12 protein-coding genes are annotated in these 13,257 nt (G+C 56.6%); 3 read left to right on the top strand and 9 right to left on the bottom strand.

Annotated features, from left to right (window positions below; translation table 11 throughout):
* Window positions 1-55 precede the first annotated feature (55 nt).
* Together WC593_01490 and WC593_01485 are read right to left on the bottom strand one after the other, a co-directional pair.
* On the bottom strand, window positions 56-2,710 hold the full coding sequence (locus WC593_01490) for a DUF3656 domain-containing protein (GenBank protein ID MFA4823810.1): 2,655 nt from the start codon (window positions 2,708-2,710) through the stop codon (window positions 56-58).
* Between the two features lie 13 nt (window positions 2,711-2,723).
* Window positions 2,724-3,260 carry a hypothetical protein gene (locus tag WC593_01485; GenBank protein MFA4823809.1) on the bottom strand — a complete coding sequence of 179 codons (537 nt, stop codon included), beginning with the start codon at window positions 3,258-3,260 and terminating at the stop codon, window positions 2,724-2,726.
* A 73-nt stretch (window positions 3,261-3,333) separates the two neighbouring features.
* Here WC593_01485 and WC593_01480 point away from each other — a divergent pair, with 73 nt between their 5' ends.
* From WC593_01480 to WC593_01470, 3 genes are all read left to right on the top strand, one after another.
* Window positions 3,334-4,041 carry a type I 3-dehydroquinate dehydratase gene (locus WC593_01480; GenBank protein ID MFA4823808.1) on the top strand — a complete coding sequence of 236 codons (708 nt, stop codon included), beginning with the start codon at window positions 3,334-3,336 and terminating at the stop codon, window positions 4,039-4,041.
* A 182-nt stretch (window positions 4,042-4,223) separates the two neighbouring features.
* On the top strand, window positions 4,224-5,114 hold the full coding sequence (locus WC593_01475; protein ID MFA4823807.1) for a sulfurtransferase: 891 nt from the start codon (window positions 4,224-4,226) through the stop codon (window positions 5,112-5,114).
* A gap of 143 nt (window positions 5,115-5,257) precedes the next feature.
* Window positions 5,258-5,752 carry a hypothetical protein gene (locus tag WC593_01470; GenBank protein ID MFA4823806.1) on the top strand — a complete coding sequence of 165 codons (495 nt, stop codon included), beginning with the start codon at window positions 5,258-5,260 and terminating at the stop codon, window positions 5,750-5,752.
* Between the two features lie 484 nt (window positions 5,753-6,236).
* Here WC593_01470 and aroC read toward each other — a convergent pair whose 3' ends face one another.
* From aroC to WC593_01435, 7 genes are read right to left on the bottom strand one after another with little or no spacing between them, the layout of a single operon-like run.
* Window positions 6,237-7,223 (bottom strand): chorismate synthase, encoded by a 987-nt coding sequence (gene aroC / locus WC593_01465; GenBank protein ID MFA4823805.1) that lies wholly within the window; start codon window positions 7,221-7,223, stop codon window positions 6,237-6,239.
* Window positions 7,220-8,611 (bottom strand): shikimate dehydrogenase, encoded by a 1,392-nt coding sequence (gene aroE / locus WC593_01460; protein ID MFA4823804.1) that lies wholly within the window; start codon window positions 8,609-8,611, stop codon window positions 7,220-7,222. The genes aroC and aroE overlap by 4 nt, the downstream gene beginning before the upstream one ends.
* Complete coding sequence (aroA, locus tag WC593_01455) at window positions 8,608-9,873, bottom strand: 3-phosphoshikimate 1-carboxyvinyltransferase (protein MFA4823803.1); 1,266 nt, start codon at window positions 9,871-9,873, stop codon at window positions 8,608-8,610. Before aroA ends, aroE begins: the two co-directional genes overlap by 4 nt.
* On the bottom strand, window positions 9,870-10,661 hold the full coding sequence (locus WC593_01450; GenBank protein MFA4823802.1) for a prephenate dehydratase domain-containing protein: 792 nt from the start codon (window positions 10,659-10,661) through the stop codon (window positions 9,870-9,872). Before WC593_01450 ends, aroA begins: the two co-directional genes overlap by 4 nt.
* Complete coding sequence (locus tag WC593_01445; GenBank protein ID MFA4823801.1) at window positions 10,658-11,482, bottom strand: prephenate dehydrogenase/arogenate dehydrogenase family protein; 825 nt, start codon at window positions 11,480-11,482, stop codon at window positions 10,658-10,660. The genes WC593_01450 and WC593_01445 overlap by 4 nt, the downstream gene beginning before the upstream one ends.
* Window positions 11,483-11,484: 2 nt before the next feature.
* Window positions 11,485-12,471, bottom strand: a complete 987-nt coding sequence (locus tag WC593_01440; GenBank protein MFA4823800.1) for a 3-dehydroquinate synthase II — start codon at window positions 12,469-12,471, stop codon at window positions 11,485-11,487.
* Window positions 12,468-13,253, bottom strand: a complete 786-nt coding sequence (locus WC593_01435) for a 2-amino-3,7-dideoxy-D-threo-hept-6-ulosonate synthase (protein MFA4823799.1) — start codon at window positions 13,251-13,253, stop codon at window positions 12,468-12,470. The genes WC593_01440 and WC593_01435 overlap by 4 nt, the downstream gene beginning before the upstream one ends.
* Window positions 13,254-13,257 lie beyond the last annotated feature (4 nt).

The raw sequence follows: 13,257 nt of genomic DNA, 5'->3' as shown, positions 1-13,257 counted from the left end.
GCAGTTTTTTACCTGATGAAGGTTTTTAAAAAAACTCCACACTGCACCGCATTTTTTATGATTCTTTCAGCCCCCGGATGAAATGACCTGCGGTGATCTCACCCAGGGAACACTTCCTGATCCGGTCTTTGAGCGCCTGCAGTCTCTTTTCCCCCACCGGTTGTAGGGCAGCAAGGATACCCAGCGCGTCCTGGTAAACAGGTATCATTGCCGAAACATAGGCCCCGGGCCTTCCCCGGGCATCGATCACCACTTCACTGATGCCAATATCCCGGATTTCCGGAAGATGATCCACGAGGCAGAGCTCAGCGGCATTGCCGATATGGGTTCTGCATTCACTATCCGTGCGGACCGGAAATACGTGGCCGGTGGAGTCACGGATACCAAAAAAAACATCTTTTTGTTTTTCTGGTTCGCCCCTGCAGTGCAGGTGGGGTTCCAGCAGGCAGTCATCGGAGATGATCGCCTCAATGACACCCTGCACTATCAGGGCAAAGCGGGTATCCAGCCCCGTCTTCCGCGCAGCAGATACCAAAACCCTGCACTCCTGCCGGGAGAGTTCCGGTGACAGGGTGAGCAGGTGGCAATCGGATGAGAGTTTTTTTACGGTTACATGGTTGAACACATTCAGCCCGGTGGAACCCGATATGACACACCGGGGTGCGATCCGGTGGAGAGCATGGATCATGCCCGGGTTTTCTACCATGATTCCCTCTATGCCACTACCAGATACTTCCCTTACCAAAGGAAGAATGGCGTCAGAAAATGCCGTTCTTGTTATGCGGGGGAACTTCCATACAAGGGGAATACTATGGGTCCGGCATAGTTCAACAGCCATCCTGATCTGTTCTTCTGTCCCTGCATGTTCAGTATGACAACAGCTGGTGACAGTGTCCGGAAGAGTGATATCCGGTTCGAAATATACCCGGTCAATCCCCGACTCCGTGGCCACGCGAACCGCGTCAAGGGAATCCGTATAGACTGCGAGCCGGAGCGGGGAGGGGGATTTGACGGACGGCGACTCAGGATTTGCCGGGAGATAATCACCTTCCCGCGTCTGCCAGCAGGTTTTTGCCCGCAAAACCTGTTCTGATGGTGGACGGGATGCGGCCACAAGTTCGGATTGTGCACGTGCCAGAAAATCCCTGCGTGCCCGGTTCAGTTCCGCAAGCGGGGCAAAGAGATCCCCGGCATAGTGCATGGTTACTGTCGCGATAACAAACGGGGTGCCACCGCTCTTTCTCATCTGCTGCTCCATCAGTTCAGCCGTAAGCGGGCGGGACTCGGCCGGCACAAGCGTAATATCCGGCGTGGAGGATATCGTGATTTCCCGCCCGTCAGCCGGATGTATCCGGCCATCGAGAGTCAGCCGACCGCGATCGTCTACCCGTACGTCAAGATCGAGCGGTACCGGGTGGCGCAGGTTTGTCGAGGGATGACCGATGATCTGCCGGGCATGGGCGGTCAGGTCCACGGAAGAAGTGAGGTATACCTTTGTGCCCGGGCCTGCCGGTTGTGGGAGGGCAAGGACGATACTTTCCTTTGTCCGGGTCGGGGCAGTATTGAGGGCAAACCCGAATTGTTGTTCCGGGAATTGCTGATCGATGAAAAAGAGCCCGTCTCCGGGTTTCGGTACCCTTTCACTATCGATCCTCACGGCTGCGGTTCTCGTTTTCGCATCGTACCGGCTTACCGTTCCAATAAACAATCCCCGGTTATCGGGCGCATCCCTGCCCATGAGTGCCCGGTGCCGGTTAACGAAGAGATACCCGGCCGTAAAACCGCGGTTGAACGCGATGAGGAGGTTGTCCATCTCGTCAGGAAGCGGGCTCTTGTCTCCTGCTGCGATGGCATCGAGTGCCCGCCGGTATGCAGCAACAACCACTGCCACGTACTCCGGGGATTTCATCCTTCCCTCAATCTTTAACGAGGTAACCGGCGATGCGGCAAGTGCATGCAGATGCCCGTACGTGCAGAGATCTTTTGGTGAGAGGAGATAGGGTTCCCGCGCAGGGAGGGGCAGAACCTGTACCGGCCTGCCATAGGCATCGGTTGTTCCGGTGACAAGCGTGTAGGGTTTCCTGCACGGCTGGGCACACATTCCCCGGTTCCCGCTCCTGCCCCCGATGACGGAGGAGAGGAGACATTGCCCGGAATAACCATAGCATAGCGCCCCGTGTGCAAAAACCTCGAGCCCGACACCGGTATCCTTGGTAGTGGTTGCGATCTGCTCCACTTCGGCAAGCGAGAGTTCCCGTGCGAGCACAACGCGGGAAAATCCCTGTTCTGCCGCCCATTGTACCCCTTCAGCATCGTGAATGGTCATCTGGGTAGAGGCGTGGATGACAAGACCGGGAACAATCTCCCGCGCCAGGGCAGCGATCCCGATATCCTGGATAAGGACTGCATCAACACCGATCGAGTACAGCCAGATGAGATACTCGATAGTGCCTGCGATCTCGCGGTCATGGATGAGGGTATTGACGGTCACGTACACGCGTACGCCGCGGGCATGGGCAAAACTGACCGATTCTTCAATCTCTGCGTCGGAAAAATTGGCAGCAAATTTCCGGGCGCCAAACCGCTTTCCGCTCAGGTAGACTGCATCAGCACCCGCGGCAATTGCCGCCCGGAACGCTTCGGGCGAGCCCGCTGGTGCGAGCAGCTCAGGAAGCGGTTTTTTGCCGGGGATGCAGACAGGGTTGGACAAAAGACTCTCCTCTTTAATGGAAGATGATGCTGAACACTCCGAGTGTAACAAGAATAAGGATTACCGAAATGGCGATAAAGCCTCCCATGATCAGGATGATTGAGCGTTGCCGGGGCCACGCAAATGCCCATGCAACGGGGGGACAGACATAGAGGCCCAGGGTGATAACGCAGGGAATGAGCCCGTAGATGCCGTATGTTGAAATGAGCGTGGACTGTTTTACTTTTTCTTCCGATCGTGCAAGAAACTGTGCTACCCGTTCGGAATGCTGACCGATCGTATCGAAGATATCGAACATGCACAGGGTGATTCCCAGCGCCATGCTGCTCAGTACCAGAAGGACAAACGCAGGATGCAGGCCAAGAGCGATACCGATGGGAGCAGCCCCGTATTCGATGAGGAGCATGCTCGGGATAAGGGCGACCGTTGCCATGACCGATTGGGAGAAGAGAACAGCAGCTGCAACGGGAACAATAATGACAAGTCCCACGCATTTCGCTATCGCGATGATAAACAGGCGGATATAGGGGGGAATCGCGTCGCTCTCCATGACCGTGACAGATCTATTGCCTTAAAAAGGGATAAACAGGTATCTTTTGTCAGGTAACGAACAAACCGCTCACGTGACAACCGGTCGTCTCAATCCCGTTCAGGTTTTGGCGTATCTTTTTGTGAGCAGCCGGCCAACACCACGGTACATGAAGATCGTTGCAGCGCTTACGGATCCGCTCCAGGCATCCCGTGCACAGGAACAGGGAGCCGATATGATTGAACTCAGGTTTGACCTGATGAAGGGGGATCCGAAGAAGCTGGTTCAGCAGTGCAAAAAAACCTGTTCGCTGCCTATTATTGCAACCCTCCGCTCCGGACGGGAGGGGGGACAGTTTTTCGGTGACGGTAAGGAATGGGAGAAGAAGATCCGGCCGATCGTCTCCCTTGTCGAATACGTGGACGTGGAACAGCAGTTTGTAAAAAATGCGGTCTGCGTAAAGGACGCGGGAACAAAGATCATCGCTTCCCACCATGCGCCCATGATGATGCCGCTGCATGTATTGTTCGTCATGGAACGCGAACTCCGGGCGTACGGGGATATCGTGAAGATCATTGTCACGCCGGGAAATGCCGATGATGTCATCGAGCTGATCGCATTCACGCACGCGGTGAAACAACCGATCTGCTGCGGGGTGATGGGCTCTGCATTCCGGTATGCCCGGGCAGTGCTGCCGCTCTTTGGCTCTGAACTGGTGTACTGTCATATGGGTGAGACAACTGCCGAGGGACAGTACACGGTTGAGGAGTTTGTCCAGCTCAAAAAACTGCTGCTGGGATAATTTTTTTTAGTTTTTTTGCCGGTAGCCATTCGGGCAAAAGGATACTGCTGACAGAGAAAACAAGGCAGGATGCATTTCGTTGTCTCAGGTTTACCTTATGCATAAACTATAACCGTTCCGGTGAAAAAGAGCGTTACTACGACCAAGTCTGATGGTGAAATCAGAACGGAATAATTCGGTTTATGAAAGAGAGTAATCCAAAAAGCCCGGATAAAAGCGTGGTCCGCTGGGTCACTCCGGCATGGCTGGACGCACACCGGAACGATCCCGGGCTGGTCATTATCGACTGCCGGCAGAATACCCATGCCTACTTCACGGAGCATATCCCCGGTGCCATTCACCTCCATGAAGGATTGCTCCGCATGCACATCGGGGGGATACCCGTTCGCTGGATTCCCGCCGAAGTGGCGCAGGTACTGTTCCGTACGCTGGGGATCGGGGAGGACCGCCCGATTGTGGTGTATTCAGCATGCCGGCCGGCAAACGTGTCCACACCGGTAACCGGTGACGGGCTGGAAGCGCCATTCATTGCCTACTCGCTGGTCCGGTTCGGGTGCCGGCGGGTGATGATACTCAATGGCGGCCTAGAGCAGTGGAAAGCCGGGGGCTATCCGCCGGCACAGGATTTCGGGGAGTCTTTTCCCTCAGCATTTACGGTGGAGATGCCGCTCGACCTCTTCATCGGGTACGAAGAATGCGTTCGCATAAAAGATGACCCGGAGGTAATACTGGTAGACACGCGGCCGTCACCTTGGTATGAGGGGCAGGGACCATGGAGAAAACCGGGTCATATCCCCGGCGCAGTCAGTCTTCCGGCAACCCACCTCTTTGATGCCGATAATCCCTCACTCTTAAAACCGGAGAGAGAGATTCGCGCACTTCTCGCAGGGCTGGAGATTGCCCCGGAAAAAAGGATTATCTGCTCCTGCGGTACGGGAAGGACAGCCGCAGCAGTGTTTCTCATCCTGAAATGGTATCTGGGGTACCCGGATGTCGTGATGTACGAAGGCGGGTTCACCGAGTGGGTATCGCATTCGGAAAATACCACTGTGACCGGAACAATGCCCCGGTAATCCATTTCCCACGGTTTACCCGTATATTCTGAGGGACGGCATAGCATCCATGAGTTCGTGTTCCAGATCCCCCATCCAATCGATGTAATACGGGAAGACTGAAGCGCAAATCAGAAATAGTGAGAAAAATCAAGCATCTTGACATGAAACGTATCATCATCCCGATAGCTGCTCTTTTGCTCCTGCTGTGTGTGCTCTCTTCTGGCTGCACCACCATTTTCGGGACACCTGCTCCTGCAACAGCGGTACCTACGCCGGTACCCACAACGGTACCCGTGATTGCCACCCCGCCGCCAGCAACACCTTCGGCAGCCCCGACAACAGAACCCCTCCAGTTCCTGCCCACAGACCAGCAGGTCAATGTCCTGCTGACCAAAGATCGCCCGACGTCGGAAATTCATTTACAATACCAGGGCGGGCCGGGAGAGAGATTTATCAATAAGGTCCTGATGCGGGTGTACACCTCGGATACCGAGTACCAGGAATTTGTGATGAGCGACGGCAAAAAACCCCTGCCCGGCGATGAAATTGTGGTCCCGGGAACCCGGGGAAAGGACCGGTGTGAAGTATTTGTGGTCTCTGCCGGAATCCGCTATAAGGTATTGGACGAAGCCGCTGTCGGTGGCGGGTATTATTAAGAAAATCCTTTTTTAGAGGTAAAGTCCCTCTCATTTTGGCATTCAATCCTCCGATTGTAATGACAGTCCCCGCTTTTAAAAAATGCGATTCTTAATCGGCGTTGAATATCCTTACCGGACGATGATGGCAATTTAACTTGCTTCACGTCCGAATGTTAACAATTATTCGGTTTTTCGCTAGTTTTATGGGGATAAAAGTTGTTACTAAAAAATTGATTGTGATGTTTCCCCGCCTCAGGGCCTCTCTTTAGGCACGGCGGAGCAAGGATGTTTCATTTTTTAGCAGTCCGTAAAACCGCCGCGGGGGCGTCCCATCGGGGGCGGCGGCGTTCATCGTATTTTTGGTATAGGGGGGCATCTGTTCCCCATCTTTGTAATCTGCCCCACGTTACCCATTCAAAACAGCGATGAGCTAATCATTCTTTCATAAACAGTGACATAAGTCAGATGTAAAAAAGGTAGCAGTCCCGTTCCAAAAAAGGGGTTACCGGTATTTCATCTGTTCCAGCACGCAGTCCATGAGCACCAGCGCGAGCATGGCTTCTGCAACCGGCACGATGCGGGGAACAATACAGGGATCATGCCTGCCCCCGACCGTGATCTCAACCACATTACCGTGAATATCCCGGGTCTGCTGGACTTTTGCGATTGAAGGGGTGGGTTTCACGGCAATCCGGACGACAATGTCCTGCCCCGAAGAGATACCGCCAAGGATGCCCCCGGCATGATTGCTGGAAAAACCCTCAGCAGTCATCTGGTCATTGTTCTCGCTCCCAAATGTCCGTGCAGCGGCAAACCCATCGCCGATTTCAACACCTTTGACGGCGCCGATACCCATCATCGCACCGGCGATTAATGCATCGAGTTTCCCAAAGACCGGATCGCCAAGGCCGGCCGGGCAGCCGGTGGCAGTAACCTGCACGACTCCCCCCACCGAATCCCCGGCTGCCTTTGCGGCGAGGATCTCTTTTTCTATTTCAGCAGGACGGGTTCTGCCATGCACTTCACTGATGGTTCCGGTAATCATGATTCCCCGGGCAGCCAGGCACTTCATCGCCACAGCACCGGCTGCTACGCGGGAGAGTGTTTCCCTGCCGGAACTCCTGCCGCCGCCCCGGTGATCCCGGATGCCATATTTTTCCCGGTAGGTGAAGTCGGCGTGACCCGGACGGAATTTCTCCCGGAGTTCCTCATAGTCCTTTGACTGCTGGTTCTCGTTTCGCACCATAAGGGCAACCGGCATACCGGTTGTCTTTCCTTCAAAGATACCGGAAAGCATCTCCACCCGGTCGGACTCCTTTCGCGGTGAGCTGAGGGGAGATGTGCCCGGCCGTCGCCGGTCAAGAAGGGGCTGGATATCGTTCTCCGTTAGTTCGATCCCTGCCGGACACCCATCGATAACAACGCCCAGTGCCGGACCATGGCTTTCCCCGAATGTCGTAATCCTGAAATTTTTCCCAAATGTGTTCATGCAACCAACTCCCGGATTATCGTGTCCGGTACATCGATACCGAAGTAGAGATAAAACTGCTCACGCGCCTGGTGGATGAACATCTCGGTGCCAAGGATGGTATGACATCCTTTATTCTGGGCAGACTGGATGAGCGGGGTCACCGGCGGTGTGTAGACCAGGTCGTACACGGTCATGCCCGGCAGGATCTGATCTTCGTTAAGCGGGCTCCGGGTGTCCGGCTCCATACCGAGGGGGGTGGCATTCACCACCAGATCGGGTTTTATCCCGTCAAAAGCATCCCATTCGGCCGACTTGCAGCCAAACCGATCTGCAAGGGTTTTTGCATTTGCCGGGGTCCGGTTCAGGATTGTCACATCCATATCAAGGTCAACAAGGGCAAAAGCCGCAGCTGCTGCCACGCCGCCGGCCCCGAGCAGTACCGCTTTTGCCCCTTTTAAGTGAACCAGCGGCTTTCTGACGCCAAGCCAGTCAGTGTTATACCCGATCGCCGTCCCGCAGGCAAAGACCACCGTGTTCACGGCACCAATCGGCTGGGCTGCATGCTCATCCACTTCATCGACGTACTCCATCACGTCCTGTTTGAACGGAATTGTCACCGAGAGCCCTTTTGCATCGATGCAATGTGCAACCCGCATGATCTCATCGAGTTCCGGGTCTTCAAACCACGTGTAATGGTAATTGAGACCATACCGTTCAAACAGCCCGTTGAAAAGGGCCGGGCCCTTGCTGTGAGCACACGGGTAACCGGCGACTCCCAGGATCCGTGCCTGAGGATCCCGGTTATTTCCGGTCAGCACATCCTCCAGTTTCCGGAATGCACGGGGAGGAATCCGCCCCGTTTTAAAGAACTGCAGCGCGGTGGTGCGCTGTTTTAGTGATGAGTTGCCTTCGGAGAGAAAATGCAGCACCTTCTCGCCGGCTGCCTGGGGGGTGGTCTCGCTGGTGTCAACGCAGAAATCGGCAGAAGCGTAATAGTGCTGGCGCCGGCGATCGAGGAGCTCAGAAATCTCTTCCCTGAGCGGAAGACTGGTCAGGGCAGGCCGGGGGGCACGGGCCAGCCGCGATTCGATCGAGTCAATATCTGCGGTGAGCAGGACGACAACGCTCTGCCTGCGGAGGTGCTCCATGTTTTTTGGATCGATCACCGCTCCCCCGCCGGTGCTGATGACGACGTTGTCGGGCGGGAGGGAAGCGATCACTTCGCGCTCTTCGATGCGGAACCGCTCCTCTCCCTCCTCGTGAAAGATGGAGGGAATGGACCTGCCGGTCTTCAACTCGACCTGTGCATCCGTATCGAGGAGCGGCAGGTTCAGCCGGCTGGCAAGGACCTTGCCGATCTCGGTTTTTCCGGTGCCGCGAAAGCCGGTCAGCACAATCCGTTTCATCCGGTAATCCCCGCGAGCTGGTCCCAGAACCCCGGGAACGATTTATTGACACACTCTGCGTTAAGTATGGTTACTCCCCCGATGCCACAGCCCAGCACGGCAAAACTCATGGCCGTACGGTGATCGTTTGCCGGGTCGATAGAGCCGCCATGCAGACGAGCAGGCCGGATCGTGATCCGATCCTCATAAACCTGCACATCGCCGCCCAGCAACCGCAACCGCTCTGCTGTACTACTGATACGGTCGCTTTCCTTGAACTTTAAATGACTGATGCCCGTGAGGGTGGTCGGGGTTGAGGCCACGGCTGCCACCATGCAGAGGGTCTGGACCGTATCGGGCGAGGTGGCCATATCGAATGTTATCCCGTTCAGTTCACCGGATTTCTCCACTGTAACGGACTTTGCCCCATAGGTTACCTTGCAGCCCATCAGCTCTAACGCGTCGAGGAACCTTCGGTCTCCCTGAACGGATGCGGGAGCCAGGTTCTTCACGGTCACTTTTCCGCAGCAGATGGCTGCAAGCGCAAAGAAGTACGACGCGGAGGAGTAATCTCCCTCAACGGTGTACCGCTTTCCTTTGTAGCGGTCTGCGGTGCTGACAATGAAGCGCTCGTAGCCGGTCTGCTCAACCTTTGCCCCGAACGCTTCCATCACGCTGAGGGTGATGTCGAGGTACGAAGCCGATGCCGGGGGTGCCGGTATGATAACCTCGACTTCCTTGTGTGCGTACGGCGCCGCCATCAGGATCGAGGAGATGAACTGGCTGCTCATGGAGCCGTCGATGACCACGGGCCCGCCGAGCAGTTTCCCGCTCACGCGAAGCGGCGGGTAACCGTCCTTTGACAGGAACTCCACGGTTCCGCCAATGGCGGGTAGTGCCCCGGCCAGGGGTCCGATGGGGCGCTCCTGCATCCGGGCGCTGCCGGTCAATACCACGGGGTACTGGCAGAGCAGGGCAAGGGTAGTGAGAAGGCGGAGACTTGTGCCGGAGTTATCGAGATCAAGGGTTGTCGGCCGACGATTCGGCAGAGAACCGTTGCAGCCAGTGACAAGGATCCGACCCGGCTGGTCCTCCACGACAACACCGAGAGACCGGAGGGCGCCGGCGGTCAGCCGGGTATCTTCAGCGTCGAGAGGGCGGAAGATGGTGGTTTTGCCCTCGGCCAGCGCTCCCGCGATGAGTGCACGGTGCGTGTAGCTCTTGGACGGGGGAGCTGCAACCGTGATATCAACATCCTGAAGACGGGGAATCGCCTGGATCATACGGGAACCTCCCTCTTCGCATAGCACCCGAGTTCCTTGACCGTAGCAATTGTCCTCAGCTCGGCCAGTGCATCGGGAATCGCCGGGGTTGCTGCGGTGTCAAGGAAAAAGACATAGCTGCCAATCCCGCGTTTTGAGGGGCGCGATTCGATCCGGGAGAGGTTGATCTTCCGCTTGGCAAACACTTCGAGCAGATCATGTAAGAGACCCGCGCGATCCGTGCTGGGATCGATGACAATACTGCATTTCCGGGCATTGTCCGGGGGAGCAGGGGTCTGAGAAATGCGTACAAACCGGGTCGTGTTGAACGAATTATTCTGCACGTTTGAAACGACGATGGGCATTTTGTACAGCGATGCTGCGGATACCGAGATGATGGCACCGGCATTGGGGGTTTTTCTCGCTTCCAGTGCACTGGATGCATTACTGCTGGTATGGATTACCGGAATCTTCCATTCCTCGATGCGTTCACTGCACTGCTCGTGCGTCTGGGGATGGGCGTATATGATCCTCATCTGTGCGAGAGGTACCGTTGATGCGAGGTGATGATGGATGGGCATATACATCTCCGCCGTGATGAAGAGCGGGTACTGCATCAGCCCGTCGAGAGTTTCCCCTACACCCCCGGCTTCGGAGTTCTCAATCGGCGCGAGCCCGTCACCCTCGCCCTGTGCAACAGCGGCGAGGATACTGTGGATGGTGGGAACGAGGCGTACGGATTTGCACCCCATCTTCAGGGCAAGTTCGTGGGAAAAGGTGCCTTCCGGCCCCAGGGTTATGATCGTCATCGTTCCACCATGCATTCGATCAGTGCGTCGGTCATATCCTGCCCTTTTTTACCGTAATCGCCGAGGTGGCGGCTGTTCTGTTCAAAAAAAACCCGGAATAATTCGGGGTCCTTTGATTCGACAATCGCACAGAGATCGCCCGCCGAGGACCTGCATGCCGAGAGCACTTCCGGCACGAACGGGTTCTGCTGGAGGATGTCTGCATAGAGCGCGGGGTCCTGCGAGAGCAGCCTGCCCATTAACGAGAGTTCGATCTGGTACACCGGGCTCGTGAACGCGTCGGTTTTTTCTATTTCTATCCCCAGTCTCCTGACGGTGTCGGCCATGCAGAGCGTGACAAAATGGGTAAGACCCTGCACCACTGCCATCATCCGGTCATGCGCTTCGGGCGTCGTGATGGTACATTCTGCTTCCTGCCGGCGGAACAGGGCGAGGAGATCGTGAAGTTTCGCATCGCTGGTACGTGCCGGGCAGGCGATGATGGTCTGGTGGCGTAAGGAGTGAACGGTTGGCCCGAACATCGGGTGCAGCCCGATCACCTCCGCCTTTGACCGGAGCATTGCCTCAACCGGCCTCACCTTGATTGACGTAAAATCGCAGAGCAGCTGGTCTTTACCCAGGAGCGGGGCGATCTCATCGATGACCCGGACCGTATCATGGATAGGTACCGATACGATGACGAGATCGCACTGCTCCGCGATATCCCGGTTCGTGAGTTCCGTTGTTCTTCCGGATACCACGACCTCGTACCCGCCCTGCTCAAAAACGGGTACAAAGAGCCGTCCCATCCTCCCGGTTCCGCCGATAATGCCTGCTTTCATGGCTACTTCTCGCGGATGGTCTCTTTGACGGCCATCCCAAAATGCCTGCCGCCTTCGAGTGCGCAGCCCATGATCTTGTCGCCCGGGGCGAGCTGCACTACTGAAATCGCACCCCCGTCCTCCTTGACGAGCCGTATGGTCTCTGCGTTCTGGAGTACGAGGCTGACCTTTGCTTTCCCGGCGGTGGCTTCGACCAGCAGGAGCGGACGGCGCTCGATCTTGGTCCTGCCGATGATCACGGTGTGTGCCGATCCCTTTGCATCGGTCACGAGCACCTGCCCGCCAATGGAGAGGTCCGAGAGGTACGCGGTCTTGCCGTCGGGGAGCATGATATAGGCATGCACTGCCCCGGCGTTCACCCGGAACGGGCGCGGGGCCACGTAGGGATTCTCCAGCGTCTCGGCATGGACAAGGAGCATGGCTGACGAGGTGTTGCCCATCAGCATCCCCTCGCCATCGGAAAGCATCGAGCAGGTGTCGACGCAGACGCGGTCGCCCATACCCACGGGATGGATCTTCGTGACCGTGAACGGAATTAGGCCGACTTTTCCGGTGGTGCTCTTGAGGATCGCGGCTACCGCTTTGACCACCGCTGGATCGGTCGTGCTGAGAAGGATGCCGTACACGCCCTTCTCCAGTACGTGGATTGCCATCTCGGTCTCCGCCACGTTTTTTACCCGGGCAATGATATGGTCGGACTGGGCGACAAGGTTCTCTAAGGGAATCACGGTCCAGTCGCTGGTAGTGACGATGACCGGCTTGTGCTTCCCGAGTTGTGCCGCCTTGTTCTCGCTGGCCTTGTCCGTTATGGTAATTTCCGTCACGTCGGTTCCGGGCTTAATGTCGCCATCGGGTGCTACTGTGGTGATCCGCCCGAGCCGCTTTACATCTTCTGCCCGGTCAACGACCAGCGCATCCGCACCGCTTTCGATAGCGGTTGTGGCAATCTCCTTGTTCCATGGGCGGATATCCACCCAGAACTGTTTCATTTGTGCTGCTCCAGCGCCTTTGCCGGGTCCACATTGTGGTGCACCACGTTGCAGAGTGCCTGGACGAACGCTTTGGTGTCCTTGCGCTGGAAGGCGTTCCTTCCCACGCAGACCCCGGCACCCCCGGCATTGACCGCGTCCCGGATGATATTTAGGGATTCGAGGTCTGCGCACTTCTCCCCGCCGGCGATAAAGACCGGCACCGAGCAGGCCCTGACGATCCTTTTGAACGCCTCGGCATCATTGGGGTAGTTGGTCTTGATCATATCCGCGCCAAGCTCCTCGGCAACGCGGACTGCGTGCCCGATCGACTGCGCCGAGAAGGAGTCGATGCCCTTGCCCCGCGGGTAGCTCATGATCAGGAGCGGCATGCCCCAGCGGTTGCAGTCCCGTGCAACATTGGCGCCAATCTCCAGCATCTTTGACTCATTGGGCGAGCCGAGGTTGATATGAATGGAGACCGCATCGGCACCGAGCGCGATCGCTTCTTCCACCGTGCAGACCTGCACCTTGTCATTCGGGTCCGGGTTCAAAGAAGTGCTCCCCGAGAGGTGGATGAACAGGCCGATATCGCGGCCGTGCTTGCGGTGCCCGCGCTTGACAAGCCCCTTGTGGAGCACGATCGCGTTCGCGCCCCCGTTGCTCACATCCGATATGACCTGCGTCATGTCCAGCAGGCCGTCGATCTGGCCCATCGAGAACCCGTGGTCCATCGGTACAATGACGGACCGTGCAGTATTGCGGTCCATAATCCGTTCGATCCGAATATCTTTTCCAATCATAGTA

Origin of the sequence: Methanoregula sp. (assembly GCA_041645435.1) — an archaeon.
Classification (GTDB): domain Archaea; phylum Halobacteriota; class Methanomicrobia; order Methanomicrobiales; family Methanospirillaceae; genus Methanoregula.
This window is presented reverse-complemented; position numbering and strand designations above follow the sequence as displayed.